Origin of the sequence: Georgenia faecalis (genome assembly GCF_003710105.1) — a bacterium.
In the GTDB taxonomy this organism is placed as follows: Bacteria; Actinomycetota; Actinomycetes; order Actinomycetales; family Actinomycetaceae; genus Georgenia_A; species Georgenia_A faecalis.
Genome location: NZ_CP033325.1, coordinates 1,696,915 through 1,723,250, shown reverse-complemented (window position 1 = coordinate 1,723,250; position 26,336 = coordinate 1,696,915). Strand labels below are relative to the sequence as shown.

27 protein-coding genes are annotated in these 26,336 nt (G+C 75.5%); 6 read left to right on the top strand and 21 right to left on the bottom strand.

The window, feature by feature from the left end:
* Positions 1-56 precede the first annotated feature (56 nt).
* Both hrpB and EBO36_RS07430 read right to left on the bottom strand, forming a co-directional pair.
* Entirely contained in the window at positions 57-2,561 is a 2,505-nt protein-coding gene (gene hrpB, locus EBO36_RS07435; protein WP_222928694.1) for an ATP-dependent helicase HrpB, read from the bottom strand.
* A gap of 36 nt (positions 2,562-2,597) precedes the next feature.
* Positions 2,598-3,260 (bottom strand): VOC family protein, encoded by a 663-nt coding sequence (locus tag EBO36_RS07430; RefSeq protein WP_222928693.1) that lies wholly within the window; start codon positions 3,258-3,260, stop codon positions 2,598-2,600.
* A 44-nt stretch (positions 3,261-3,304) separates the two neighbouring features.
* On the opposite strand from EBO36_RS07430, the gene EBO36_RS07425 reads away from it, so the two are divergent.
* Complete coding sequence (locus EBO36_RS07425) at positions 3,305-4,003, top strand: SDR family oxidoreductase (protein ID WP_122824056.1); 699 nt, start codon at positions 3,305-3,307, stop codon at positions 4,001-4,003.
* Positions 4,004-4,008: 5 nt separating this feature from the next.
* Here EBO36_RS07425 and EBO36_RS07420 read toward each other — a convergent pair whose 3' ends face one another.
* From EBO36_RS07420 to EBO36_RS07380, 9 genes are all read right to left on the bottom strand, one after another.
* On the bottom strand, positions 4,009-4,995 hold the full coding sequence (locus tag EBO36_RS07420; RefSeq protein WP_122824055.1) for an ABC transporter substrate-binding protein: 987 nt from the start codon (positions 4,993-4,995) through the stop codon (positions 4,009-4,011).
* Between the two features lie 15 nt (positions 4,996-5,010).
* Complete coding sequence (locus EBO36_RS07415) at positions 5,011-5,832, bottom strand: ABC transporter ATP-binding protein (RefSeq protein WP_222928692.1); 822 nt, start codon at positions 5,830-5,832, stop codon at positions 5,011-5,013.
* A complete protein-coding gene (locus EBO36_RS07410; RefSeq protein ID WP_122824053.1) occupies positions 5,829-6,584 on the bottom strand; it encodes an ABC transporter permease in 756 nt (251 codons plus the stop codon). Before EBO36_RS07410 ends, EBO36_RS07415 begins: the two co-directional genes overlap by 4 nt.
* Positions 6,581-7,384: an ABC transporter permease gene (locus EBO36_RS07405; RefSeq protein ID WP_122824052.1), complete on the bottom strand. Its 804-nt coding sequence runs from the start codon at positions 7,382-7,384 to the stop codon at positions 6,581-6,583. Before EBO36_RS07405 ends, EBO36_RS07410 begins: the two co-directional genes overlap by 4 nt.
* Positions 7,381-8,847 carry a class I adenylate-forming enzyme family protein gene (locus EBO36_RS07400; protein WP_122824051.1) on the bottom strand — a complete coding sequence of 489 codons (1,467 nt, stop codon included), beginning with the start codon at positions 8,845-8,847 and terminating at the stop codon, positions 7,381-7,383. Before EBO36_RS07400 ends, EBO36_RS07405 begins: the two co-directional genes overlap by 4 nt.
* A complete protein-coding gene (locus tag EBO36_RS07395; protein ID WP_122824050.1) occupies positions 8,844-9,272 on the bottom strand; it encodes a PaaI family thioesterase in 429 nt (142 codons plus the stop codon). The genes EBO36_RS07400 and EBO36_RS07395 overlap by 4 nt, the downstream gene beginning before the upstream one ends.
* On the bottom strand, positions 9,269-10,297 hold the full coding sequence (locus EBO36_RS07390) for a quinone oxidoreductase family protein (protein ID WP_122824049.1): 1,029 nt from the start codon (positions 10,295-10,297) through the stop codon (positions 9,269-9,271). Before EBO36_RS07390 ends, EBO36_RS07395 begins: the two co-directional genes overlap by 4 nt.
* 314 nt (positions 10,298-10,611) lie before the next feature.
* The gene (locus EBO36_RS07385) at positions 10,612-10,986 is read right to left on the bottom strand and encodes an RNA-binding S4 domain-containing protein (RefSeq protein ID WP_122824048.1); all 375 of its coding nucleotides are present in this window, start codon (positions 10,984-10,986) and stop codon (positions 10,612-10,614) included.
* Between the two features lie 10 nt (positions 10,987-10,996).
* Positions 10,997-11,884, bottom strand: coding sequence for a ribonuclease Z (locus EBO36_RS07380; protein WP_122824047.1), 888 nt, complete (start codon positions 11,882-11,884; stop codon positions 10,997-10,999).
* A 55-nt stretch (positions 11,885-11,939) separates the two neighbouring features.
* On the opposite strand from EBO36_RS07380, the gene EBO36_RS07375 reads away from it, so the two are divergent.
* Positions 11,940-13,016: an NADH:flavin oxidoreductase/NADH oxidase gene (locus tag EBO36_RS07375; protein WP_122825512.1), complete on the top strand. Its 1,077-nt coding sequence runs from the start codon at positions 11,940-11,942 to the stop codon at positions 13,014-13,016.
* Positions 13,017-13,034: 18 nt separating this feature from the next.
* On the opposite strand, the gene EBO36_RS07370 is transcribed toward EBO36_RS07375, so the two are convergent.
* Positions 13,035-13,871 (bottom strand): pentapeptide repeat-containing protein, encoded by an 837-nt coding sequence (locus tag EBO36_RS07370; protein WP_122824046.1) that lies wholly within the window; start codon positions 13,869-13,871, stop codon positions 13,035-13,037.
* A 62-nt stretch (positions 13,872-13,933) separates the two neighbouring features.
* Here EBO36_RS07370 and EBO36_RS07365 point away from each other — a divergent pair, with 62 nt between their 5' ends.
* A complete protein-coding gene (locus EBO36_RS07365) occupies positions 13,934-14,731 on the top strand; it encodes an alpha/beta fold hydrolase (RefSeq protein ID WP_122824045.1) in 798 nt (265 codons plus the stop codon).
* Complete coding sequence (locus tag EBO36_RS07360) at positions 14,728-16,236, top strand: SpoIIE family protein phosphatase (RefSeq protein WP_122824044.1); 1,509 nt, start codon at positions 14,728-14,730, stop codon at positions 16,234-16,236. Before EBO36_RS07365 ends, EBO36_RS07360 begins: the two co-directional genes overlap by 4 nt.
* On the opposite strand, the gene EBO36_RS07355 is transcribed toward EBO36_RS07360, so the two are convergent.
* A complete protein-coding gene (locus tag EBO36_RS07355) occupies positions 16,233-17,831 on the bottom strand; it encodes an FG-GAP-like repeat-containing protein (protein ID WP_122824043.1) in 1,599 nt (532 codons plus the stop codon). The two genes, EBO36_RS07360 and EBO36_RS07355, sit on opposite strands and share 4 nt — an antisense overlap.
* Positions 17,828-18,874, bottom strand: a complete 1,047-nt coding sequence (locus tag EBO36_RS15315; RefSeq protein ID WP_164471400.1) for a phosphotransferase family protein — start codon at positions 18,872-18,874, stop codon at positions 17,828-17,830. Before EBO36_RS15315 ends, EBO36_RS07355 begins: the two co-directional genes overlap by 4 nt.
* A 123-nt stretch (positions 18,875-18,997) precedes the next feature.
* Between EBO36_RS15315 and EBO36_RS15310 the strand changes: the two genes are divergently transcribed.
* Positions 18,998-19,687, top strand: coding sequence for a PIG-L deacetylase family protein (locus tag EBO36_RS15310; RefSeq protein ID WP_164471399.1), 690 nt, complete (start codon positions 18,998-19,000; stop codon positions 19,685-19,687).
* 3 nt (positions 19,688-19,690) lie between these two features.
* Here EBO36_RS15310 and EBO36_RS07345 read toward each other — a convergent pair whose 3' ends face one another.
* A complete protein-coding gene (locus tag EBO36_RS07345) occupies positions 19,691-20,278 on the bottom strand; it encodes a TetR/AcrR family transcriptional regulator (RefSeq protein WP_122824041.1) in 588 nt (195 codons plus the stop codon).
* A 92-nt stretch (positions 20,279-20,370) separates the two neighbouring features.
* On the opposite strand from EBO36_RS07345, the gene EBO36_RS07340 reads away from it, so the two are divergent.
* A complete protein-coding gene (locus EBO36_RS07340) occupies positions 20,371-20,796 on the top strand; it encodes a VOC family protein (protein ID WP_122824040.1) in 426 nt (141 codons plus the stop codon).
* Here the strand turns inward: EBO36_RS07340 and EBO36_RS07335 are convergent.
* The 6 genes from EBO36_RS07335 to EBO36_RS07310 all read right to left on the bottom strand — a co-directional run bounded on the left by EBO36_RS07335 (position 20,766) and on the right by EBO36_RS07310 (position 26,329).
* Positions 20,766-21,494 carry a sugar isomerase domain-containing protein gene (locus tag EBO36_RS07335; RefSeq protein WP_206515531.1) on the bottom strand — a complete coding sequence of 243 codons (729 nt, stop codon included), beginning with the start codon at positions 21,492-21,494 and terminating at the stop codon, positions 20,766-20,768. The two genes, EBO36_RS07340 and EBO36_RS07335, sit on opposite strands and share 31 nt — an antisense overlap.
* Positions 21,485-21,787, bottom strand: a complete 303-nt coding sequence (locus tag EBO36_RS07330) for a PTS sugar transporter subunit IIB (RefSeq protein WP_222928792.1) — start codon at positions 21,785-21,787, stop codon at positions 21,485-21,487. The genes EBO36_RS07335 and EBO36_RS07330 overlap by 10 nt, the downstream gene beginning before the upstream one ends.
* A 2-nt stretch (positions 21,788-21,789) precedes the next feature.
* Positions 21,790-23,304 (bottom strand): PTS ascorbate transporter subunit IIC, encoded by a 1,515-nt coding sequence (locus EBO36_RS07325; protein ID WP_122824038.1) that lies wholly within the window; start codon positions 23,302-23,304, stop codon positions 21,790-21,792.
* Positions 23,305-23,417: 113 nt separating this feature from the next.
* The gene (locus EBO36_RS07320) at positions 23,418-24,458 is read right to left on the bottom strand and encodes a hypothetical protein (protein WP_164471398.1); all 1,041 of its coding nucleotides are present in this window, start codon (positions 24,456-24,458) and stop codon (positions 23,418-23,420) included.
* Positions 24,459-24,546: 88 nt separating this feature from the next.
* A complete protein-coding gene (locus tag EBO36_RS07315; RefSeq protein WP_122824036.1) occupies positions 24,547-25,677 on the bottom strand; it encodes an ATP-dependent 6-phosphofructokinase in 1,131 nt (376 codons plus the stop codon).
* Positions 25,678-25,816: 139 nt separating this feature from the next.
* On the bottom strand, positions 25,817-26,329 hold the full coding sequence (locus tag EBO36_RS07310; protein ID WP_122824035.1) for a hypothetical protein: 513 nt from the start codon (positions 26,327-26,329) through the stop codon (positions 25,817-25,819).
* Positions 26,330-26,336: the final 7 nt, after the last annotated feature.

Here is a 26,336-nt window from a genome sequence, read left to right as displayed (position 1 = left end):
CCGACGAGCCGACGCCCGGGCCGGCCGACGAGCTGACACCGCAGCCCCGGCACGCCTCAGCCGCGCCGCGGCGGTCGCCCGGTCCCCCGCGCCGGCTCGGCGGTCGTGGGGTCCTCCGGCCACGCGTGCTTGGGGTAGCGGCCGCGCAGCTCGGCGCGCACCTGCGGGTACCCGGTGCGCCAGAACGAGGCGAGGTCCGCCGTCACCGCCGCCGGCCGCCGCGCGGGCGAGAGCAGCTCGACGACCAGGGGCACCCGTCCCCCGGCGAGGCGCGGCGTGCTGTGCCACCCGAAGGCCTCCTGCAGGCGCACCGCGATGACCGGGCGCCCGGGGTCGTCGTATCGCACGGCGACGCGCGAGCCGTTGGGCAGGGCCACCCGCTCGGGCGCGAGCTCGTCGAGGCGGGCGGCCTCCGGCCACGGCAGCAGCCGCCGCAGCGCGCTGAGGACGTCGAGGCGCGCGAGCCCTCGGGCGTCGCGGATGCGCGCGAGGTCCGGCCCGAGCCACACGTCCAGGTCGGCGAGGAGGGCGTCGTCGGACACGTCGGGCCACGGGTCGCCGAGCGCGGCGCGGAGGAACGCCAGTCGTGCCCGCAACCCCTTCGCGGCCGGCGACCAGGGCAGGACGCCCAGCCCCTCCCGGGCGAGGCCGTCGCGGACGGCGGCGACGACCAGCGCCGGCGACGGGTCGGTGAGCCGCTCCCCCGCCAGCTCGATGGCGCCCAGGGAGGTGGTGCGGCGCGCGACGACCCGGCCGTCCGCCCAGGCGACCGTCTCCTCCTCGCGCACGAGCGTCGGCGCGGCCTGCCGGGCGAGGTCTTCGTCGATGGGCGCCGCGGAGCGGACGACGGCGTCGGAGCGGCCGGGACCGCGGTCGGCGTCGGCGACGGCGAGCCACGGCAGGCCGGTGAGCCCCGACCCCGGCGGCAGGACCGCGCCCGTGCCGGAGGCGAGCAGGTAGGCCGAGCCCCCCGGCCGCAGCCGGGCGATCCGGTCGGGGTGGGCGAGGGCGGCGACGAGGCCGACGACGCGGTCGTCGGGCAGGCGGTCCCGGCCGCTCGAGCCCGCCGGCACCGCGGCCCGTAGCCGCTGCGCCTGGCGCCGCCAGCCCGCGGCCGCGGGGCCGCCGCGCCGGAGCTCGCGCAGCGCCGCGACGAGGTCCCCGCCCGGCGCGCGGACGTCCTCCGACAGCAGCGCGACGACGTCGGCGGCCCGCTCGGCCCCCACGACGGCGGCACCGTCCAGCAGCGCGCGGGCCAGCCGCGGGTCGGTCCCCACCTCGGCCATCGCCCGGCCGCGCGCCGTGACGCGACCGTCCGCGCCCACGGCGCCCAGCGCCACCAAGGTGCCGTGCGCGGCGTCCAGGGCGGCGGCGGGCGGCGCATCGAGCAGCGCGAGGTCGCCGGTCCCCCAGCACGCGAGCTCGAGGGCGAACGCGGTGAGGTCCGCCGTCGCGATCTCGGGCTGGGGGTGCTCGCGCAGCCGGGCGTGGTCCGCCGGCGTCCAGCAGCGGTACACGGCGCCGGGGGCCTCCCGGCCGGCCCGGCCGGCGCGCTGCTCCGCGGCCGCGCGGCTCACCCCCACCGTGACGAGGCCCGCGAGCCCGCGCCGGTGGTCGGTCCGCGGCTCGCGCGAGAAGCCCGCGTCGACGACGACCCGCACGCCCGGCACGGTGAGCGAGGACTCCGCCACCGCCGTCGACACCACGACGCGGCGCCGCGGCCCGGACGTGAGGGCGAGGTCCTGCTCGGCGGCGCTCAGCCGCCCGGACAGCGGCCGGACGTCCGCGTCGACGCCGGCGAGGCGCCGCGCCACCCCCGCCACCTCGCCGGCGCCGGGGAGGAAGACGAGGACATCCCCGTCGCGCTCGCCGAGCGCGCGGGCCACGGTCGCGGCGACGTGGTCGAGGAAGGCCGGGGTCACCCCTCGCTCGTCCGCACGCGCCACCCGCGGCGGCGGCGGCGACCACACGACGTCGACCGGGTGGAGCGCCCCGTCGACGGCGATGACAGGTGCGGGCGTCGTTCCCCCGACGACGGCCGCGGTCCGCTCCGCCTCGACGGTCGCCGACATCGCGACCAGCGGCAGGTCCTCGCGCAGGTTCGCCCGGACGTCGACGAGCAGGGCGAGGGTGAGGTCGGCGTCGAGGTGGCGCTCGTGGACCTCGTCGAGGACGACGGCGCCGACGCCGGGCAGCTCCGGGTCGCGCTGCAGGCGGCGCAGGAGCACGCCGGTGGTGACCACCTCGATGCGGGTCGCGGCGCTGGTCCGCCGCTCGCCGCGCACGGCGTAGCCCACGGTGCCGCCGACCGGCTCGCCGAGCAGCGACGCGATCCGGCGGGCCGCGGCCCGGGCGGCGATGCGGCGCGGCTGGGTGACGACGACCCGGCCCTCGACGCGCGCCGCCAGCGCGGGCGGCACCAGCGTGGTCTTCCCCGTGCCCGGTGGTGCCTGGAGCACAGCGACTCCCCGATCGCGCACGGCGTCGCCCAGCGCCGCCAGGCCGTGCCGCACGGGCAGGTCCGGCGGTTGGGCGAGGAGGCGGTGCAGCGGGTCGGTCACCTCGTCAGTCTGCCGCGTGTCGCGCGGCCGGGACGCTCACGCCGTGCGGAGCTCGACGGCACCGCGGGGCGTGTCGAGCACGGCCCGCAGACCGTCGCCCGCGCCGGGGACCACGGCGAGGGGCGCACCGAGCGCGTCGAGGACGCGCTCCGTGGCGGCGACGTCGGTGGCCACCGCGCTCAGCTCCCGGAGGACGAGCACGGGCAGGTCCGCCTCGGCGGGGTGCGGGGTGTCGAGCCAGTCGATGAGGAACGGCTGCACGCCGCCCAGGGCGAGCCGGGGCCGCGCGGTCATCGCCCAGCGCAGGCTCCGGCCGTCGGGCGTGGTGCGACCGGTCCGCCGGACCTCGCCGACGTCCACCCCCTGGGCCCGCGCCCGGCCCACGGTCGCCGCGAGGTCCGCGGGGCGCACGGCCCAGGTGTGGAGCGAGGGGCGATCCACGCGCCCCACCTCGAGGTTGACCTCCTCGGCCGGGAGCGCCTGAGCGGGGTCGGGGCCGATGATCTCCAGGTAGGCCGTCCGCGGAGCGCCTGGCCGGTCGGCACGCTCCAGCGCGAGCAGGTAGTTGGCGGTCCCCAGGCCGGGGTGCGCCCCACCGGGGACGGCCGTCACGCCGGTGAGCGCGGCGAGGTCACGCACGCCCGCCTCGAGGTCGGGGACCGCCCAGAGCAGGTGGTCCAGGGTCGCGGGGATCGTCACGGCAGTCCTCTTCCCCTCCGGTGCGCTGGGTAGGGTGACCGACCATGGCCATCCCCGATCCGACCGTCCGCCGCGTCCTTGTCACGGGAGCGGCCCGCGGCATCGGCCGGGCGATCGCGGCCGCCCTGGCCGACGACGCCGCCTTGGTCCTCACGGTGCGCCGCCCGGCGGACGCCGAGGAGCTGCGGTCGGCCTTCCCGGGCGCGCAGGTCCTGCTGCTCGACCTGGCCGCGCCGGCCGCCGTCGCCGGCGCCTGCGCGGGCCTGCCGGATGTCGACGCGCTCGTGCACTGCGCCGGTGTCGAGGGCGTCGCGCCCGCCGCGGACCTCACCCCCGACCTCCTCGCCGCTGTTCTCACGACCAACGTCGCCGGCCCCGTCGAGCTCACCCGGACGCTCCTGCCGGGCCTGCGCCGACAGCGGGGGCACGTGGTGTTCGTCAGCTCCACGGCCGCGCTGCGCACCATCCCCGGGTGGTCGGCGTACACCGCATCCAAGGCCGCCGTGCGCGCCTACGCGGACACCCTGCGGGCGGAGGAGGCGGCCCACCACGTCCGCGTCACCAGCGTGTTCCCCGGACGCACGGACACCGGCATGCAGCGCCGCATCGCCGCCCAGGCGGGTCGGGAGTTCGACCCGGCCACCGCCATGGACGCGGCGAGCGTCGCGGGCGCGGTGCGGTACGTCCTGGACGCGCCGGCCGACGCCGTCGTGCCGGAGCTGACCGTTGAGCCCGCGCCCTAGGCCGCTCATCCCTGGGGCCGCACGAAGATCTCGTCGTAGTCGGGCTCGGCCGAGATGATCCCGTACTCCACCGCGACCGCGGCGATGGTCGCCACGCTCTCCTCGTCGAGGCCGGGCTCGTAGACCGCGAGGTTCGTCTGGTCGACCAGCTCGGGGTCGATCTGGAGCTGCTCGACGATGACCTCCCGGACGCGCTCCGGGTTCTGCGTGGCGAACTCGTTCGCCGCGTCCATCGCCGCCTGGAACCCGGCCACCACGTCGGGGTGCTCCTGCGCGAAGGCACCGCTGGTGATGTAGTACCCGATCGTCGAGCCGGGGAACGACTCGACGAAGTTGGAGATGAGCGGGGTGAACCCGTGGGAGTCCGAGATCGACTTGTGCGGCTCCACCGACCAGATGGCGTCCACGTCGCCGCGTTCGAGAGCCGCGGGCATGTCGGAGTAGTTCATCGGGGTGAACTCGATGGCGGAGGTGTCGACCCCGTTCGCCTCCAGCGCGGTCTTGATGGTGAGGTCGCCAAGGTTGTTCACCGAGTTCACCGCGATGTTCGCGCCGGCGAGCCCGGCGAGGTCGGTGATCTGGCCGTCGGGCAGGACGTAGATCCGGGAGGTGTCGAGCTCCGGGTCGGTCCCCACGCCGCAGCAGTTGGCGACGAACTTGATGTCGAGGCCCTGGTCGATCGCCTGCAGGTCGCTGACGACGTTGGCGTACCCGATGGGGCTCTCCTGGTTGACCACCGACGGGACGATCGCCGAGCCCGCCTCGGCGATCCGGACCTCGACGTCGAGGCCCTGCTCCTCGAAGAAGCCCTCCTCCACGGCGAGGTGCAGCGGCCCGGCGTCCATGGTGGTGATCTGCATGACGGTGAGGGGGTAGAGGCCGTCCTCACCCGTCGCGTCCGGAGCCGCGCCGTCCCCGCCGCAGGCGGTGAGGGCGAGGGCGGCGGTGACGGCGACGAGGGCGCCGACGGCTCGGGGGCGTGCTGTGCTCATGGTGGTCCTTTCGGGTCAGATGACGTAGTCGGGGTCGGTGACGGCTCGGACGCGGTGGCGGATCTCGCTGAGCAGCCGGGTCCGCAGCTGGCTGAACCGCGCGAGCTCCTTGGTGGCGATCTGGTCCCGCTGGGCGGGCAGGTCGATGTCGAGGATCGTGGTGATGCGGCTGGGCGACTTCGAGACCACGGCCACCCGGTCGCTGAGGTAGACGGCCTCGTCGACGTCGTGGGTGACGAAGACGACGGTCATGCCGAGCTCCGCCTGGACCTTGAGGACGAGGTCCTCGAGATCCGCCCGGGTCTGCGCGTCGACCGAGGCGAAGGGCTCGTCCATGACGAGGACCTCCGGGCGGTAGGCGATGGCGCGCGCGATCGCCACCCGCTGCTGCATGCCTCCGGAGAGCTCCGAGGGGGCCTTGCGCGCGGCGTCCTCGAGCCCGACCTCGGCCAGCGCCTGCCGGGTGCGCTCGGCGATCTCCGCCCGGGGCACGTGGTTCGCCCGGAGCGGCAGGGCGACGTTCTTCTCCACGGTGAACCAGGGCAGCAGCGACCGGGAGTAGTCCTGGAGGACGACGGCGAGCTCGCGGGGCACGCCCCGCACGGGCCGGCCGCGGAAGTCGACCGAGCCCGCGGTCGGCTCGAGGAGCCCGGCGAGGCAGCGCAGGAGGGTCGTCTTGCCGGCGCCCGAGGGCCCGACGATGGTGAAGAACTCCCCCTCGGCGACGTCGAAGGTGATGTCGTCCAGGGCACGGAAGGCCTGGGGCCCGCTCCCGTAGACCTTCTCCAGGCCGCGGACCTTCAGGATCGCCGGCGGGGTCGTGTCTGTGGTCATCATCGGCCTCGCTGCAGGTGGTATCGGCGGTTGCCCAGACGCTCCACGGCGTCGAAGAGCAGGTTGAGGAGCACTCCGAGGAGGCCCAGGAGGAGGATCGCCGCCCACACGCCGACGAGGTTGAAGGAGCTCTGGGCGGTGACGAGGACGTAGCCGATCCCCGTGCTGGAGCCGGTCATCTCGCTGGTGACGACGAGGATGAGGGCCAGCGGGATGGCGATCCGGATGCCGGCGGCGGCGCGCGGGTAGATCGCCGGCGCCACCACGTGCGTCTGGCGGAACAGACCCGTGATCCCGAAGGTGCGGGTGGTGTCGCGCAGCGCGGCGGGCAGGTGGCGGCAGCCGTCGATGACGTTGAGCAGGACGGGGAAGAAGCACCCCAGCGCGATGATGGAGATCTTCATCGACGTGCCCAGCCCGAAGAGCATCATCGCGAAGGGCACGAGCGCCGTGGCGGGGATGGCGCGGACGAACTCGAACGTCGGGGACACCGCGCGGTCGAGGGTGCGGACCTGCCCGACGAGCATGCCGACGACGATCCCCAGCCCGATCGCGAGACCGAGCCCCACGGCGAGGTTGCGGACGCTGGAGAGCAGGTGGACCGTCCCGGCGCCGGTGAGCCAGTACTCGTAGAGGTTGGCCAGCACCCGCGACAGCGGTGGGTAGTACGGGTTCACCGAGGTCGAGGACGTCACCCACCACGCCGCGACGGCGAGGACGGCCCCCAGGGCCCCGAGGAGTGCGCGGCGGGTCATCGCACGGCCCCCTGCCAGGCGAGGAACCGACGCGAGACGAGCGTGAATACCGCGTTGATCGCCAGTCCGACGACGCCGATGACGACGATGTAGGCGTACATGCGCGCGAGGTCGCCGGCGTTGCGGGCCAGGTTGAGCCCCTCCCCCAGGCCGGGCACCCCGATGAGGATCTCCGTGGTGATGGTGATGATGAGGGCGGTCGCGGACGCGATCCGGACCCCGGTCATGAGCCCCGGGAGCATGGCCGGCAGCGTGAGCCACCGGATCTCCTGGGCCCGGCCGAACCCGAACACGCGCGCGGTGTCGCGCGCGACCGGGTCGACCGTGCGGCTCGCGTACACCGCCGCGACGAGCATCTGCCACAGGGCGGCGTAGGTGGCGAGCACCACCTCGCCGGTGCGCCCCCCTCCGATGGTGAGGATGACCAGGGGGATGAGCGCGATGGAGGGGATCGGACGGAGGAACTCGATGACCGGCATGAGGAGCCACTGCAGCGGCGCCACCTTGCCGAGGAGGACGCCGAGCGCGGTCCCGGCGACGACGGCGATGCCCAGGGAGATCGCCCACCCGGCGAGGGTGCCGCCGACGTCGGCCCACAGCATCGGCCCGGTGAGCAGGCGGCCGAGGGCGGTGAGCACCTCGGTGGGCGGGGGGAAGTAGGTCCGGGGCAGCACGCCGGCGACGGTGAGCACCTGGGCGAGCGCGAGCAGCCCCACGACGACGGCGGCGGGAAGCGCCACGCCCTGCGCGCGCACCCGGCGGGCGGGGGCGCCGGCCCGGCGGACCGCGGCGGCGCTCACGAGAACCCCAGCGCGCTCGCGCGGGCGGTGAGGGCGGCGCGGTCGGCCTTGTTCGTCCCGGACAGCGGGATCTGCGGCACCACCCAGACGCGACGGGGGTGGGCGAACGGCTCGAGGCGGGCGAGGACGTGCGCCTTGAGCTCGGCCTCCGAGGCGTCCGCCCCCGGGCGCAGGGTGACGAAGGCGACCGGCTTGGCGCCCTTGACCTCGTCCGGGACGGGGACGACGACGGCCTGGTCCACGGCCGGGTGCTGCTCGAGGACCTGCTCGACGGCGCGGGGGTAGACGTTCTCCCCGCCCGAGGTGAACATGTCGTCCTCGCGGCCCTCGAAGAAGTAGAACCCGTCGGCGTCGACCCGGAAGACGTCCTTGGTGTGGTGGAACCCGTCGGCCGTCACCGGCACCGCGACGTCGGGCCGGCGGTGGTAGCCGCTCATGAGCGCGGGCGTGCGCACCTCGAGCACGCCCCGCGCCGGCGTCGGCCGGCCCGCGTCGTCGACGAGCCGCAGCTCGACCGCGGGGTGCGCGACCCCGACCGAGCCGTCGGGGGTGGGCACGCCGCCCGGGTGCGCCGTGAAGACCACCGGCCCGGACTCGGTGGTGCCGTACCCGAAGGCGATCTCGGCACCGGCGAAGAGCTCGCGGAGCTGGTCGAAGAGCGCCGGCGCCGCCGGCGCGGACCCCATGTAGATGTTCCGTACCGAGGAGACGTCGGCGTCGACGAGGAGGTCACGGCGCTGGACGAGCATGGCGAACATCGGCGGCACGCCGCTGAGCTCGGTCACGCGGTGCTCGGCGACGGCGGCGACGAACGGCTCCGGGGCGAACCCGGGGAGCAGGACGATGGTGGCCCCGGAGGCGAGCGCCCGCTGCGCGTTGGTGAGGGCGTTCATGTGGTACAGCGGGGCGGAGACGAGCACCCGGACGCTGCCCGGCTCCACGCGCCGCGCGGTCTGGTCGATGACCCACAGGTGGCTGCGCTGGGACAGGCGCACCCCCTTGGGCCGCCCCGTCGACCCCGAGGTGTAGAGGATCATCGCGACGTCCTCGGGGTCGGGGACGACGGAGGCGAAGGCGCGCGGCGGCGCCGGGACGTCGAGGTCCACCACGCTCACGCCGGTGCCGCTCACCAGGGCGCGGCCCACGGCGTCGGCGTAGAGCAGGTCGATGCCGGCGTCGTCGAGGACGTAGGCGACGGCGTCCGCAGGGAGCTTGTGGCTTACCGGGACGGGCACCCCGCCGGCGCGCTGCACCGCGAAGAAGGCGACCAGCCAGGCGGCGGAGTTCGGCGCGAGGATGCCCACGCTCTGACCGGGCCGGATGCGCTCGTGGATCTCGGCGGCCCGGGCCTGCACGGCGGCCTCGAACGCGGCGTAGCTGAGCGTCCCACCCGGGTCGACCACCGCCGCCTGCTCGGGCCGGTCCCCGATGACCCGGTCGCCCTGGTTGCGGTAGCCGTTCATGTCCGCTCCCCCGGGGCGCTGGGCGCGAAGGAGGCGTAGGTGCCGCGACCGACGGCGACGCGCTTGCCGGCGGCGTCGAGCACCTCGGCCTCGGCCACCGTGAGGGATCGGCCCAGCTTGACCGGGCGCGCGACGACGACGAGGTCCCCCGGGCCGGCCGCGCGCAGGAAGTGGGTGGTGAAGTCGATGGTGGGGGCGGGCGCGCCCTGGGTGGCGACGAGGCACCAGTCGGCGGCGAGGTCCAGCAGCGCGGCGAGGATCCCGCCGTGGGTGCTCCGCTCGGCCGTGCCGTTCTCCCACTCGGGGCGCCAGGTGGCCGCCAGGCGCAGCTCCTCGGGCGCCACGGCGAGGACCCGGACGTCGAGCCAACGGTGGAAGGGCGCGGTCCGGATACGCTCCTCGAGCTCGGCCGCCGCCTCGCTCATCGTCCCTGCCCCGGGGTGACGACGATCTTGCCGAGAACCTCGCGGTCGCGGACCTTGCGCAGTCCCTCGACGGCCCCGGACAGGGGCACGACGTCGCTGACGAGCGGGTCGAGCTCCCCGGCGGCGACCATGGCGAGCAGCGCCTCGAAGTCCTCGGTGGCGAAGCCGTTGGACCCGATGACCTGGAGCTCGAAGGACCAGATGTAGCGCAGGTCCTCGACCGGGTCGTACCCGGCGGTGGCCCCGCACACGAGGATGCGCCCGCCGAGCTTGGTGCTGCGCAGGGTGGGGTGCCAGGTGTCCCCGCCGGTGAAGTTGATGACGACGTCCATGCCGGTGGCGTCGCTGGTGCGGCTGGGCTTGCCGTAGTGCTCCTTGACCCACCGCGAGAAGTCGACGGTGCGGTAGTTGAGCACCTCGTCCGCCCCCAGGTCGAGCAGCGCCTGGGCCTTCGCGTCGGTTCCGGCCGCGGCGACGACATGGGCGCCGAGCCGCTTGGCGAGCACGACCGACGCCGTCCCCACGCCCCCCGAGGCCCCGAGCACGAGCACCTTGTCCCCCGCGTGGATCGCGCCCTTGCCCACGACCATCCGGTGCGCCGTGCCGTAGGCCACGGGCAGGGCCGCCGCCTGGACGTCGCTCACGGCGTCGGGGATGCGGATGAGCTGCCTCGCATCGACGAGGGCGAGCTCCGCCATCCCCCCGTCGAGGGCCTCGCCCATGAGGGCCCCGTCGGGGGTGAGCGGGTGGACCATGACGCGGTCCCCGACCGCCCAGCCGTCGACGTCGTCGGCGATCTCCTCGACGGTGCCCGCGATGTCGAGCCCGATGACGACCGGCAGGGGCAGGGTGATCCCCGGCATGCCCGCCACGGTGAAGATGTCGTGGTAGTTGAACGAGCTCGCCGTGACGCGCAGGACCACGTGCCCGGGCACCAGCTCGGGCCGGGGGTAGTCCTCCTGCAGCCGCAGCGCGTCGAGCTCGCCGTGCTCACCGAGGACCAACGCGCGCATCGTTCCGTTCACCGGTTCTGTCTCCTCGTACGTCGGGGTAGGGGCGAGCCCGGGCGGGCCGCCCGCGGGCGGTGAGGCGTTCGCGCCGGTGGGGCCGGGGCGGGGACGCGGGTACGCCAGAAGCGGCGAGGGCCGGGCGTCTGTGCGCCGGGCAGGACGCCAGGGGCGTCGGGGTCAGCGCGTCAGGGCCGACAGGACATCGAGCGCACTCGCAGCAGGTCGATGTGCCTGCGGGAGGTGAGGTGCAGCTCGTACATGGCGGTCATGCTGGCACGCGTCGCCCGGGGCGTCGCCCGGTGCCCGCTCCTCGGACACCGCCGTGCGGGTCAGTACCCGCGCAGCCGCTCGATGTCGCGGCGCTCGCGCTTGGTGGGCCGCCCGGCCCCGCGGTCGCGCTGCGGCGCCATCGGCACGCTCACCCGGTCCGGCGGGGGCGGGCTGTGGTCGATCATCGCCTCGGCGGCGGCCGGCGGTCCCACCCGCTTGAGGAGGATCCGCGCCACGACGACGATGCGCTCGCGCTCGCCGCCCCGGACGACGACGCGGTCGCCCACCTTGACGGTCGCCGCCGGCTTGACCCGCTCGTCGTTGACGCGGACGTGCCCCGCCCGGCACGCGGCCGTGGCCTGCGAGCGCGTCTTGTACAGCCGCACGGCCCACAGCCAGCTGTCGACGCGCGCCGTCGTCCGTTCCTCTGCCACGCCCCCGACCCTACGTCCGGCGTCGCGGCGGGAACGCGACGCGGTCGAGGTCGGCGGCGGCGACCACCCGGGCGGCACCCGCCTGCGCCGCGGCCTGGGCGGCCAGGGGGGCGACGTCGGGGTACCGCGAGGAGAAGTGCGTGAGCACGAGCGTCCCGGCGCCGGCCGCCCGAGCGAGTGCCCCGGCCTGCCCGGCGGTGAGGTGCCGGTAGGCGTCCGCGAGGTCGGCGTCGGCGTCCGCGAACGTCGACTCGGCGACGAGCAGGTCGGCCCCGTCGGCCAGGGCGGCCGCGCCGTCGCACTCGGCGGTGTCCATGACGAACGCGAACCGCTGGCCCGGGCGCGGGACGCTCACGTCCTCCAGCCGGACCGCGCCCAGGCGCCCCTCGCGGACCAGGCGCCCGACGGCGGGCCCGGTGATCCCGGCGGCGGCGAGCCGCTCCGGCAGGAGGGTGCGCCCGTCGGGCTCGACGAGGCGGTACCCGTAGGTCTCCACGCGATGGGCCAGGGGCGCGACCTCGAGACCGGGGGCGACCGGCCCGCCCTCCCCGTGCGGGCGCAGGCGCAGGTCGAGCGCGGCGTGCGCCACCGCCACCAGCGCCCGGACCACCTCCTCCCCCGACGCCGGGTAGTGCAGCTCGACCGGGTGCTCGACGCCGTCGAGCGCCATCCGCGCCAGCACCCCCGGCAGCCCGAAGCAGTGGTCCCCGTGGACGTGCGTGAGGCAGATCCGCGTGATCTGCGACGCGGCGACGCCGGCGTGGGTCATCTGGCGCTGGGTGCCCTCGCCCGGGTCGAGGAGCAGGCCCTCGCCGTCCCAGCGGAGCAGGTAGCCGTTGTGGTTGCGCGTGCGGGTGGGCACCTGGGAGGCGGTGCCGAGGACGACGAGCTCACGCATCCGCCGAGTGTGCCCGGTTGGCGCGGCCGGGCGCACGCGAGGCACAGTGGCGGGCATGAGTGAGCTCTTCTCCCCCTACCGCCTGCGCGGCCTCGAGCTGCGCAACCGCGTCGTCGTCGCCCCCATGTGCCAGTACTCCGCCGTCGACGGCGTCCCCGACGACTGGCACCTCGTCCACCTCGGCTCCTTCGCCCGCGGCGGCGCCGCGCTGGTCCTCACCGAGGCGACCGCGGTGACGCCGGAGGGGCGGATCTCCCCCGGGGACACCGGCCTGTGGAACGACGCCCAGCAGGCGGCCTGGGCGCGGATCGTCGACTTCGTCCACGCCCAGGGCGCCCTCGCCGGGATCCAGCTCGCCCACGCCGGGCGCAAGGCGTCCAGCCGGGTGCCGTTCGACGGCCGGGGCGCCGTCCCCGACGCCGAGGGCGGCTGGGAGCCGGTCGCGCCGTCGGCCGTGACGTTCGGGCGCCTGCGCGACCCGCGCGAGATGACCGCCGCGGAGGTCGCCGCCCTGCCCGGGCAGTTCGTCGCCGCCGCCCGGCGCGCCGTGGCCGCGGGCTTCGACGTCCTCGAGATCCACGCCGCGCACGGGTACCTGCTCCACCAGTTCCTCTCCCCGCTCGCCAACCACCGCACCGACGCCTACGGCGGTCCCTTCGACCACCGCGCGCGGCTCACGCTGGAGGTGGTGCGCGCGGTCCGCGCCGCGCTGCCCGAGGTCCCGCTCCTCGTCCGGCTCTCCGCCACGGACTGGGCCGAGGGCGGCTGGGACATCGACGACACCGTGCGGCTCTCCGCGCTCCTCAAGGAGGCGGGGGCCGACCTCGTCGACACCTCGAGCGGCGGGACCACCGAGCGCCCGAGCATCCCCGTCGCCCCCGGCTACCAGGTGCCCTTCGCCCGCCGCATCCGAGCCGAGGCAGGGATCGCCACCGGCGCCGTCGGGCTCATCACCGAGCCGGCCGACGCCGAGCGCGTCGTCGCCGACGGCGACGCGGACCTCGTCCTGCTCGGCCGCGAGCTCCTCCGCGACCCGCACTGGCCGCTGCGCGCCGCGCACGCCCTCGGCGTGCCCGCCACCGACCCCGGCGCGCCCTGGCCGAAGCAGTACGCGCGGGCGGCGCGGGCCTGACCCGGCCCGCGCCGCGGCTCAGCGCTCCCAGTGCCCGGGTCGCTCGAGCGGCGCGGGCAACCGGGTGGCGGCGTCGCCCCGCGCCGCCGTCACCTGGGGCTGGGTGAGGAACAGCGCCGAGCCGAGGTCGGCCCCGCGCAGGTCCGCGTCGCGCAGGTCCGCCCCGATGAGGTCGGCGTGCCGCAGGTCCGCCCCGGACAGGTCCGCGGCGATGAGCAGCGCCCCCCGCAGGTCTGCCCCGCGCAGGTCCCGGCCGGCGAGCGGGGCGCCGACGAGGTCGCCCCCGCGGCGCACGCGCGCGGGGAGACCACGCGCCTGCCGCCCGGTGCGGGCGAGCGCGCTGGCCCGCGCCAGCAGCGGCGCCACCCCCGCGCGGACCTCGTCGAGGTCGATGCCGGCGACGTCGCCGTCGGTGAGCGCGCTGATCCGGGCGTAGGCGCCGGCGAGCTCGCGGTGCACCGGGCCGGCCTCCGGCAGGTCGAGTGCCTCGCCCAGGTACCACAGCAGCTCGTGCAGCCCGCGCACGAGCGGCAGGGCGGCGAACATCGCGGCCCGCAGCTCCGGGTGACGGCGCCAGTCCCGGCCGGCGAAGGTCGTCTGGACGATCCTCTGGCCGGCGCCGTAGCAGTCGAAGACGTCGCAGCCCTTGAAACCGCGGGGACGCAGCCGGTCGTGGATGCCGCAACCGAAGTCCTCGCCGAGGTGGACGCACGGGTCGCCCGCCGACTTGTCGAGGGCGAAGTCCGCGGAGCGGGCGAACGCCAGGGCGACGCAGCACAGGCCGGCGCACCGGCTGCAGTCCGCCCGCAGGAGCTCGCGGCGGTCCTCACGTGACGGCACGGTGGGCGGTGGCATGGAGTCCTTCCGTTCGGCGGGGGCGACGTGCGCCGGTGGGCTGGGCCGCTAGCCTCGCCTGCATGGACGTTCTCACGCGGAACAACGTCCGCCTGGCGGGGCCCGCAGGCGCGCCCCCCATGATGCTCGCTCACGGCTTCGGGTGTGACCAGGGCATGTGGCGCTACGTCGTCCCGCAGCTGGCGGAGAGCTTCCGGGTCATCCTCTTCGACCACACCGGCGCGGGCGGGTCGGATGCGTCGGCGTTCGACGTTGTCCGGCACGGGAGCCTGGACGGGTACGCCACCGACGTCGTCGAGATCCTCGACGCCCTCGAGCTCGGGCCCGTGACCTTCGTGGGGCACTCCGTGAGCGCGATGATCGGTGTGCTCGCGGCGATCGCCCGCCCCGACCTGGTCGACCGCCTGGTCCTCGTTGGCCCCAGCCCGCGGTACGTCGACGACGGCGAGTACCGGGGCGGCTTCAGCCAGGCCGAGATCGCCGAGCTGCTCGAGACCATGGACGCCAACTACCTCGGGTGGTCGGCGGTCGTCGCACCGGTGATCATGGGCGTGCCGGACCGCCCCGAGCTGGGCGAGGAGCTCGTCACCAGCTTCTGCGGCCAGGACCCCGCCATCGCGCGGCACTTCGCCCGCACGACGTTCCTCTCCGACAACCGCGCGGACCTGCCGCGCCTCACCCGCCCGGCGCTCGTCGTCCAGTGCCGTGACGACGCCATCGCCCCGCAGGCGGTGGGCCGGTACGTCGCCGCCCACATCCCCCGGTCCGAGCTCGTCATCCTCGACGCCGTCGGGCACTGCCCCAACCTCAGCGCCCCGGACGAGCTCGTCGCCACGATGCGGAGGTACCTCGCCGGATGAGCCACAACCGCGCCGACGCCTGGGACGCCTCCCCGTGCGGGCTCCTCTGCCTGGCCGGCGACGGGACGGTGCTCGACGCCAACGCCGCCTTCCTCTCCTGGGTGGGGCGCGACGTCGACGAGCTCGCCGGCCGGGTGCGGCTGAGCGAGCTGCTCTCCGTGGGCGGGCGGATCTACTGGGAGACGCACCTGTCCCCCATGCTGCACGCCGACGGGCGCGTCGACGAGGTAGCCGTGGAGCTACGCACTGCCCGCGGGCGGCTCCCCGTGCACCTCGCCGCCTCCGTGGACCAGCCCTCCGGGCTGGTGCACGTCGTCCTGTCCCGCGCGAGCGAGCGGTCCCGGTACGAGCGCGACCTCCTCGTCGCCCGGCGCGAGGCCGAGCGCGCCGCCGCGCAGTCGCGCGTGCTCCAGAGCGCGACGGCCGCCCTGTCCCGCGGCGGCACCGTCGACGCCGTCGTCGCGGCCGCGCTCGCCGCCGCCACCGGACCCCTCGGTGGGCGCGCCGCGACCTTCTGGCTGGTCACGCTGGTGGGCGACCTGGTCGTAGGGGGCGTCGTGGGCGAGCCCCCCGGCACGGCGCCCCTCCCACGCGTCCCGCTGACGTCCCGGTCCGCCGTCGTCGACGGGGACCGTGTCCTCGTGCCGGTCCACGGCCAGGCCCGGATCCAGGGCGTCCTGTCGGTGGCGCCGCGGGAGGAGCCGGGCGCGGACCCGGTCGACCACCACGTGCTCACCGCGGTCGGCCAGCAGGCCGGGCTCGCCCTCGACCGGGCGCTCATGTACGAGGAGAGCGCGCAGGTCGCCCATCAGCTGCAGCGGGCGCTGCTGGCGACGCGGATGCCGAGCGACAGCCGGTACACCGTGGCCACGAGCTACCGCCCCGGCGTCGAGCGGCTCGAGGTGGGGGGCGACTGGTACGACGCGTTCCCGATCGAGGGGGACGTCCTGTCCGTCGCCGTCGGCGACGTCGTCGGGCGCGGCCTCGGCGCCGCCATCGCGATGGGGCAGCTGCGCAGCGCCGTGCGCGCCGTCGCGGGCCCCGGGGTCGGACCCGCCGCGCTCCTCGGCCAGCTGGACCGGTTCGTCCAGCAGGTGCCCCCGGCGGTGAGCGCGACGCTCGCCTACGCCGAGGTGGACCTCGGCAGCGGGAGGGTGCGTTACGCCTGCGGCGGGCACCCGCCGCCGCTCCTCATGCCCGCCGACGGCGAGCCGCAGCTCGTCTGGGACGGCCGGTCCACGCCGCTGGGGGTGGCGGTGCCCGGGAAGGCCCGCACCCAGGCCGAGCTGGAGCTGCGCGCCGGTGACCGGCTGCTGCTCTACACCGACGGCCTCATCGAGCGCCGCGGACGCTCGCTCAAGGTCGGCCTCGAGCGGCTGCAGGAGGCGGCCGCGGAGCTGCGCGGCCTCGACCCGGAGCAGACCGTCGCGGACCTGACGACCACCCTGCTGCGCGACGAGCGGGGGCGCGACGACGTCTGCCTCCTCCTGCTGTCCTGGCACTAGGCGAGGGCGTCCATCACCTGCCAGCCGTGGCCGACCCGGGACGGCGCGAGCCACCCCCCGGTGCCGTTGCCCGGGTAGAGCCACAGCTCACCGGAGGGGCGGCGCGCGAGGAGGTCCGCGGTCCGGTCGCCGTTGACGTCGCCGGCGCCGACGACGGCGTCCATGACGCCCCACCCGTTGCCGACCCGGACGGCCGCGCGGAACCCGCCCGACCCGGTGCCCGGGTACAGCCACAGGTCGCCGGTGCCGGCGTGCCGGGCGAGCAGGTCGGCGGCGCCGTCGCCGTCGAGGTCGCCGGGGGCGACGAGGAGGTCCATGACGCCCCAGCCGGGGCCCACCTGCTGGCGGGCCCGCCAGCCACCGGCGCCGTCGCCGGGGTAGAGCCACAGGCGTCCCGTTGCGGCCTCGCGCGCCAGGAGGTCGACCCGGCCGTCGCCGGTGACGTCACCCGGCCCGACGACGGCGTCCATGACGCCCCACCCGCGGCCGACCTGGGTCCGCGCGCCGATGCCGCCGGTCCCGGTGCCGCGGTAGAGCCACAGGGCCCCGCTCGCCGCGTCGACGGCGAGGACGTCGACGCGCCCGTCGCCGTCGACGTCCCCGGCGGTGTCCATGACGTCCATGCCGCCCCAGCCGGTTCCGACCTGGACGCGCCCGGACCACCCGCCCGTGCCGGTGCCCCGGTAGAGCCACAGCCGGCCGGTCGCCGCCTCGCGGGCGAGGACGTCGTTGCGCCAGTCGCCGTCGAGGTCGCCCAGCCCGCCGGTCATGGACGACGGCGGGACCGCGAGGGGCGTGAAGGCGTACGTGCCGCACGTGCGGTCGTAGTCGCGGGTGTCGTCGTACCACTGGGACAGGTAGACCCGACCGCCCGAGAAGCTCGGCTGGGTGCACCGGTCGAGCGCCTCGTCCGGGTAGTCGAGCCGGCCGGCCGTGGCCCACACCGGCACGCCCGGCAGGCGCCAGCCGGCGGTGATGTCGTTCCACCCGGAGGTGTAGGAGTACAGGCCGTAGGAGTAGCCCGCGTCGCGCAGGCCGCGCATGAGGCCCTCGATGACGTACCGGTTCTCCCGCTGCTGGGCCGCATTCGCGGTGGGCCACGGCTGGGCGGGCCGCGGCTCGACGTCGATCCACACCACCGGGGGGCGCCAGCCCACCCGGGCGAGGGAGGCGACCGCGTACTGGGCCTCGGCGTAGCCCACGTTGCTCAGCCGGGCGGCGCGGGTGGTCGCCCGCCACGGCCCGTCGTCGCCGTAGGCGCCCAGCTGGGCGGCGGTGGGGAACGTCGCCATGGCGTAGGCGTGGGCCGGCGTGGCGTGCGTGCGGGTCCAGGACACCTGGCTCGCGAGACAGGGGTTCTCGGTGAAGGCGAGGCCGCGGGTGAGACCCACGACGACGAACTGGGTCGAGGTGGGCGGCATGGGCAGCCCGTACCCGCCCTGCGCGCTCGAGCACTGCGGCCAGGAGACGTCGTGGCCGTACAGGGTCGCGGCCACCGCGGGCGGGGCGGTGGGGAGGAGGGTGAGGGCGAGGGCCACGAGGGCGGACAGCGCGGCGGCGAGCCACCGTCGGCCCGCCGGCCCCGTCGTGCTCATCGCCCGCCCCCTTCGCGCTCCGGCCAGTGTCCCCCCGCTGCTGCGACGGTGGAAGGGGCCGATCGGGCACCCGGTGGGCCCACGCACGCGCGCACCACGTCGACCAGGGCGGCGGCCGAGCGCTCCCACCCCGCCGGCCGGTCGGTGACCACCCAGGTCCGCTCCGCCATCGCGAGGAGCGCGGTGTGCACCCGCAGGCGGACGCGCCCTCCGGCGTCGAGCGGGCCGTAGGCGGCGAGGAGCACGTCCACCTTCGCCGGGTCCTGCTGGCGGACGTGGAGGGCGGTGAGGGCGAGGTCGCGCACGGGGTCGTCCCAGGAGGCGCGCTCGAGGTCGACGACGCCGGTGACGCGCGGCGGGCCGTCGGCGGCGACGAGGACATTCCCGCCGTTGAGGTCGTGGTGGCACAGCACCGGCGCTACGCGCTCGACGGCCCCGAGGGACGCCTCGACGAGGTGGCGCACGCCGTCGGCGAGGTCGGCCGCGCCGCCCACACCCCGGTGGCCGGCGACGGCGGTCGCGGCCAGGTGCGCGAGGTACCCCGGCGCGCTCGACCAGGACCGCCCACCCTCGACGAGGCTGCCGAAGGCGGGGCCGCGGACGGTGTGCAGCCGCCGGAGCACCGACGCCACCTCGGCGAGCAGGGCGGCCTCCTCGGGCGGGGTGAGGTCGGCGAACCGGTCGGCCCAGCGGCGGCCGGCGATCCGGGTGAGCACGACGTAGGGCCGCCCGGTGGCGGGGAGGTCGCCGGCGTCGACCACGGCGGGCACCACCGCGCCGAGCGCGCCGGCGGCGAGGCGGAGGGCCCGCACCTCGGTGGCTGCCGCCCGGTGAGCGCCCGGCGCGTAGACCTTGGCGACGTACGGCTCGCCCCCGGCACCCCGCAGCCCCAGCACGTGCCCGACGGCCCCCTGGACCGCGGGGCGCCACGCCGGGTCGACGCGCACCCGCGCACCCAGGTGCGAGGACACGGCACCGGCCACCTCCTCGGCGACGGCGGTACCGCCCGTCCCCGCCCCGCCCGTGCCCGGTCCTGCGCCCATGCCCGCTCCTTCGCCCATGCCCCCTCCTCGGCCCGGCCAGCCAGGCTACCCACTCGGGGAGGGCGGGCCGTAGGCTGCTCGCCACCCCGCCGCCGCCGGCGGGGCAGCGAGAGGGAGGGTTCCGTGCGCGTCCTCGTCCTGTCCCCGCACCCCGACGACGACGTCATCGGCTGCGGCGGGACCCTGCGCCAGCTGGTGCTCGGCGGCGCCCAGGTCGACGTCGTCTACGTGACGAGCGGCGAGAACGGCGGGCTAGGCCGCCCTCCGGAGGAGATCGCCACCACGCGGGAGACCGAGGCGCGGCAGGCGGCCGAGGTCATGGGGTACGCGTCGGTGCGCTTCCTCCGCCGCCCCGAGGGCGGGCTCGAGCAGGACACGACGCTCGTGCCCGCGCTGATCGGCCTGGTCCGCGAGCTGCGCCCGGCGCTCGCGCTCCTCCCGCACGCCCGCGACGGCCACGTCGACCACGTCGCGACCCACCGGGCCGGGGTGCGGGCGGTCGCCGCCGCTGCGGGCCCCTGGTACTCCGGCGTCGGCGGCGACCCGCACGCGGTGCCCGTCGTTCTCGGGTACGAGGTGTGGACGCCCATCGAGGCGCCGGCCCTGGTCCGCGACGTCACCGACGCGCACGAGACGCAGGTCCGCGCGCTCGAGCTCCACGCGAGCCAGGTGGCCGACTTCGCCTACGAGCAGTTCATCGCCGGCCTCAACTCCTACCGCGGGGCGCTCCTCGGGCGCGGGCGCATGGCGGAGGCGTTCGACGTCCTCCAGCTGCCGGGTGGCCTCGACCTCGGGGCGCTCGTCGGCGGCTGAGGGTCAGGTCCGCAGGGCGGCGAGCATCTGCCGGAGCACGTCCCACGCGTCGTCGACGGCCGCGCGCGGGTCCGCGGTGGCGGCCGCCCACAGCGCGGCCTCGTTCATCGCGCCCGAGAGCAGCGCCGCGCACGCCGGGACCGAACCGACGCGCAGCACACCCGCGGCGGCCAGCGCGGTGAGCGCCTCGCCGAGCAGGCGGGCGGAGCCCCGGGCGTCCTCCGCGCGCCAGGCGTCCAGACCGAGGACCACGGGCGCGTCGACGAGCATGACCTGACGGACGCGGTCGCCGAGGGAGGCGTCGAGGAACGCACGGCTGCCCGCCTCGAGGGCCTCCCACGGGTCGTCGGACCCGGCAGCCGCCGCCTCGACCGCCGCCGCTACCTGCGCCTGGGCCCGCGCGTGGACGGCGTGGAAGAGGCCAGTCTTGCTGCCGTAGTGGTGGTAGACGGCACCGCGCGTGACCCCGGCCCGTTGTGCGACCTCCTCCAGGCCCACGCCCGGGTAGCCCTGCGCGGCGAACAGGGCCCAGGCGGCGTCGAGGACCCGCGCGGCCGTTGCCTCGCTCTGCGCCCGCGTCGCTCTCGGCACGGTCGGCCTCCCCCTCTTGACGGCGATACGTACGCGGTGTTTCTATCATCCGGTTTACGTACACCGTGTACGTAAGGGGGAGGAGCCCTTCGATGTCCGTCACCAGCGTCTACCCCGTCCTCATGACCGACGACGTGGCCGCCACCGCCGCCTTCTACCGGGAGCACTTCGCCTTCACCGTCACCTTCGCCGCCGACTGGTACGTCAGCCTGCGCCGCGACGACTGGGAGCTCGCCGTCCTCGACGCCGGCCACCCCACCGTCCCGCTGGCGGCCCGGGGGCGCACCGCCGACGGTGTCCTGCTCAACCTCGAGGTCACCGACGTCGACGCGGAGTACCGGCGCCTGGTCACCGAGGGCCCGCTCACGGCCGTCCTGCCGATCCGCTCGGAGGCCTTCGGCCAGCGTCACTTCATCGTCGCCGCGCCCGACGGCGTCCTCGTCGACGTCATCACCCCGGTCGCGCCCGAGGCGGAGTTCGCCGACGCCTACCGCAGCTCCGGGACCGAGGACTTGTAGCGCTGGGTCAGCTGGGCGTTGCTCGGCCCCGTGGTGTTCGCACTGCGCCAGAACGGGATGGCCGGTTCCGCCTGTGCGACGAGGACGAGGATCGCGTCCCACAGGACGACGTTGGCGAACGAGGACAGCGGGGCGGTGCGCGGCGCGTCCGGCGGCCAGGTCGCATCACCGGGCGGCACGCGGGTGTCGAGGACGAGGTCCGCCACCTGGTGGAGCCGTCGGCCCGCCCGGAGGGGCGCGGCGTCGGAGGCCTCGACGGAGGTGACCGCGATGACCCGCGCACCGCTCTCCCGCGCCGTGACGGCGATCTCCAGCGGGACGTGGTTGACCCCGGAGGTGGAGAACACGACGACGGTGTCCGCCTCGCCCACGCCCGCGTCGAGGACCAGGCGCTCGCCGACGCCGGGCTGACGCTCGGCCTGGGTCGACCGCTCGGAGCCGTGGAGCGGCAGGAGCTCGCGCGCCCACAGCGGACGGACGAACGGCAGCCCGCCGGCGCGGTAGAACGTCTCGAGGACGGCCGCCAGCGAGTGGCCCGACCCCGCCGCGTACAGCAGCCCGTCAGCGCGCCACGTCGACGTGATGAGGGCGGCCGCCTCGGTGAGCCGGACGGCGTTGGCCCGGAGGATGTCGTCGACGTGGTCGGTGAGCGACCGACCGAACCGCTGGAGGACCGGCTCGACGTCGTTCACAGCCACCCCGCCTCCTCCAGCGCCGGGCGGAGCCGGGCCTCGAGCGCGGCGTCGTCGACGAAGTCGTCGACGGTCACGCAGACCGGCGCGACGCCGTCGAGCTCGCTCGTGTGCATCCCCTGCCCGACGAGGACGTCGGCCTGGGTGCTGCGGGCGGCCGAGACGTCCGTGTGGTCCACCTCCGCGCGGATGCCGAGGCGCTGGAGCACCGTCTCGATGGTCATCCGCAGGATGAGGCTGGTCCCCATGCCCAGCCCGCACACGGCGAGCACCTTCAGGGGGTCGGGTCGGTCGGTCACGGTCACTCCTTGCCGGGTCGGGACGGGGGACGGCTGCTGGGCGCCTCGGACCGGGCTGGCGCGTCAGCCGGGGCCGGCGCGTCAGCCGGGGCGTCCGCTCCGGCCGGGGCGGGTGCCGGGGACGACGTCACCGGCTCCCCGCGGCGCGAGAGCACCACGAGGACGGCAACGGTGACGACGAGAGTGGCGCCGGCGATGATCCACGGGGCGGCGGCACCCAGCGGCGCGAGGACGTTCCCGGCGCCGAGCACGAGCCAGCCGACGGCGAACCAGTCGGGGTCGGCGAGGGTGGCGAGCTCGGGCGCCGTCCGGTCGTACAGGCCCCAGCTGATCCACTGGCCGAAGGCGAGGAGGATGCCGTTGACCACGCCGCCGAAGACGGCGCCGCGCCAGCCGGCGACGGCGTTGCCGAAGACGCCGCCGCAGCCCCCACCGAAGAACAGCATGATCATCGGCGGGACGAGGACGAACCACCCGGTCGCCGCGAAGACGCCCATGCACACGAGGAAGACCACGGTGGAGGAGAGGAACCCGATCATCACCGCCGTCGGCGCCTTGGGGAACACGACGGGGATGTCGAGCGCCGGCTTGGTCCCGGGGAGCACCTTGTCCGAGATCCCCTTGAACGCCGGCACGATCTCGGCGAGGAACATCCGCACGCCGAAGAGCAGGATGGCGATGCCGGCCGCGAAGCGCAGCGCCTGGGTGAGGCCCCACGCCCACGGGAGCAGCTCCGAGCCGGCCATCTGCTCCTCGACGACGGCGGGGCTGGCGAAGGCGATCGCGGCGATCATGATCACCGAGATGATCACCGCGGTGGAGACGTTGATGTCCTTGAAGAAGGAGATCTGCCGCGGCAGCGTGAGCTTCTCCGAGTCGTGCGTGCGCGCGTCGCCCAGGCGGAGCGCGCGCGAGCCGTACCCGGCGAGGAGCGCGACGGTGGAGGTGGTGTGGCCCAGGCCGAACTGGTCGTGGCCCATGAGGCGGCGCATGAGCGGCGCGACCCACAGCGGCTGCAGCGTCCAGTAGCAGGCGATGAGCACGGCCCCGACGACGATGAGCGTCGTCCGTGGCACGTCGGCGAACACCTCGACGAGCGAGGCTGCGATGACGATGCTCATCCAGAACATCAGGTGCCCGGTGAGGTAGACGTACCGAGCGGCCGGGAACACCCGCACGAGCAGCAGGTGGATGCCGAAGCCGACGGCGATGATGAGCGGCACCGCCGACCCGGCACCCGCGAGGAAGTCGTTGAGCGTGCTCGTCGCCGTCGGCGGCTCCAGCCCCACCGCGCTGGCGACGATGGCCTGGAAGGCGACCAGCCCGCCGACGAAGATCTCCACGCCCAGGGTGAGGATGACGACGCCGACGACCGCCCGGACGGTCCCGGCGACGACCGTCTCGAAGGGCTTGCGCTGGAGGAGGAGCCCGGCGAGGGCGATGAGGCCGATGAGGATCGGCACCTGGTTGAAGATGTTGTTGGCGATGCCGGTGAGGATGTCCTGGAGCAGTTCCATGTCGCCTCCCTGCGACCCGAGCGAACGCACCGTGTGCGCGCAGGCTACTACCCCGCTCGTCGGGCGGACCCGGCTGCCACGCCCTGCGGCGCGCCGGGCACAGGCCGCAGGGTCTACGCCGGCTCGGTGACCCAGGTCGCCCGGTGCACGATGTCCTCGCTGAGCGCCTGGAGGCCCTCGCGCAGGACGAGCTGCGGGCTGGTGAAGCGGAGCAGGCACAGGCCCCGCCGGTCGGGGAACTGCATCCAGTAGTCCGTGACGAGCAGCGGCACCGGTGCGCCGTCGGGCGCCGGGGACACCCGCGTGTGCCGGACGTAGGGGCCGTGCGCGGTCCGGCCGGCGGTGATCTCCGGGCCCGGCTGGGCGGCGAGCCGGTCGGTGAGGAGGTCGAGGTGGCTGCGCCCGCCGATCTCGGGGCCGAGCTCGTGCCAGTACATCGTCAGCGACAGGCCGACGACGATGCCCTCGTGGCGGCGCAGCACGCCGGCGAGGAACCGGCCACCGCCGGCTGCCGCGCTCTCCCCCGCCGCGACGAGCCACCGGGTGAGCTCGCCGCGGACCGCGCGGCCGGCTCCGAGGGACCCGGCGGCCCGGCGCACCTGCCGGGAGAGCTCCTTCTCCAGGCGCCCGCGGTCGGTGAGGTCGACGGGGAACCAGTCGCGTTGCAGCGGCATGTCGAGCGCGTAGACCCGGGACTCCGGGGACGGGCCGGCGCCGTCGGCGCGCGTGCCGGCGACCCACGCGACGTCGTCGTCGGTGAGCTGCGGGGCGAGCGCCGCGAGGACGCCCTCGACGTCGGCCGACATGGGGTGCGGCCCGGCCGGGTCGAAGCTCACCCGGCGGAGCAGGCCGCGCTGCGCCTCGATGAAGGGCGCGAGCGAGCTCCCCCGGCGCAGGCCGAACTCACGCTCGGGCGCTTCGCCGAGGAAGGCGGCCAGCGACGCCACCGAGGAGAAGACGGCGAGCTCGTACCCGCCGCGGCCCATGTCGAACACGCGCACCTGCGGCTCGCCGGCCGGGCCCCGCGTGAGCGGGACGACCACGTAGTCGTGGCGCAGCGCCTGCCCGATGGCCGGCACGTCGCCAGCGGCCAGGGCGGCGGCCAGGCGCGCGGACCCGACGTCCTCCGTCGGGTCGAGGGGAAGGGTTCGCACGTCGTCGTGCTCGGCCAACGGGTGCTCCCTACGTCGTCACGGCCCCCCGGCCTGCCGCGAGGGTACCGGCCAGCCGGCCGAGCGGGCGTCAGTCGCCCAGGCCGGTGCCGACCATGCGCGCGGTCCGTAGCCAGGAGTGGTCGAGCGGCACGGTCTTGAGCTTCCCGGCGACCTCCGCCAGCGGCACCGGCACGGTGGTGGTCCCCCGGTCGGCGACCATCACGCCGTACTCGCCGTCGGCGATGAGGTCCGCGGCCGCCGTCCCGATCCGGGTGGCGAGCAGCCGGTCGGCGGCGCAGGGCGTCCCGCCGCGCTGGATGTAGCCGAGGATCGACACCCGGGACTCCAGGCCGGTGGCCGCCTCGAGCTCGCGCGCGAGGCCGAAGGTGTGCTCGCGGTGGGTGTCGAGGACGTGGGCCAGGTGGTTCCGGGCGGCCCGCTGCGCCTCCGGGCTCTTGGCGGAGTCCTTGAGGGCGACGGCGGCCTCGACCTCGGCCGCCTGCGCGGTGTTCCTGGCCCCCTCGGCGACCGCGATGACGCTGAACCGGCTGCCGGCGGCACTGCGGGCCTCGATGGTGCCCGCCACGGACTCGAGCGTGTACGGGATCTCGGGCAGGAGGACGACGTCGGCCCCGCCGGCGATGCCGCTGCCCAGCGCCAGCCACCCGGCCCGGTGTCCCATGATCTCCGCGAGGATGATGCGGTGGTGGCTGTGCGCGGTGCTGTGCAGCCGGTCGATGGCGTCGGTGGCGATCTCCAGCGCCGTGGCGAAGCCGAAGGTGCTGTCCGTCATCGCGACGTCGTTGTCGATGGTCTTGGGCAGGTGGAGGACGTTGAGGCCGGCGTCGGCGAGCCGCTTGGCGTTCTTCGCCGTCCCACCGCCGCCGAGGAGGACGAGGCACTCCAGCCCGTGGCGCTCGTAGGTCTCGGCGATGCGGTCGCGGGCATCGACGACCTCGCCGTCGATCTCCATCCGGTGGACCTTGTCCCGGCTGGTGCCGAGGATCGTGCCGCCGATGGTGAGGATGCCCGACAGCGCCGCCCGGTCGAGCGGGACCGTGCGGTCCTCGGCGAGGCCGCGGATCCCGTCGCGGAAGCCGATCATCTCCATGCCGTGGTGGCCGATGACCGCCTTGCCGAGGCCGCGGATGGCCGCGTTGAGCCCGGGGCTGTCACCGCCGGCGGTGAGGACGCCGATCCGCTTGGGGTGCTTGGCCATCGCTCCTCCTGCCGTGGGTGCGCTCACCGTAACGGCGCCTGACCGTGCCGTCCTGGGAACGAGAAACCCGGCCCCCGGCGGCATGTGCCGCCCGAGCCGGGTCCCTGTGCAGTGCGGTGGATCAGTGCAGTGCGGTGGATCAGCGAGCGTTGTCGCGGGTGTAGTTGTCCGTGTGCTCGTCGTCGTCGCCCTCGATCTCCTTGGCGAGCAGGTAGGAGCCGATGGCCCAGACCGCTGCACCGATGAGACCGACCCACACGCCCATGTCGGTGGAGAGGTCGTCCCCGCGCTCGAGCCCACCCATCGGGTTGATGGCGAAGGCGAGGCACTGGAGGGCCGCCGCGATGCCGACCGCCATCGAGACGAGGGTCAGGCCACGGTGCTGGCCGCGGCGCGCGCGCTTGGTGGCGTAGAACATCGCCACGAGGAGGCCGAGGCCGAGGTAGGCGATGAAGGGGACGAGGGAGTCCGTCTCGTAACCGGTGCGCGGGTCCGCGCTGTCCTCGGGGTTCACCCAGTTGAGGAAGGGCGAGATGTTGAAGACGACGATGCCGGCGGCGGCAACGGCCAGCCCGGTGGTCTTCGCGCGGCGGGTGCCGCGGTTCTTCGCGGTGTTGGTGTTCTTGGTGTTCTTCGTCTGGTTCTCGGGCATAAGTGTG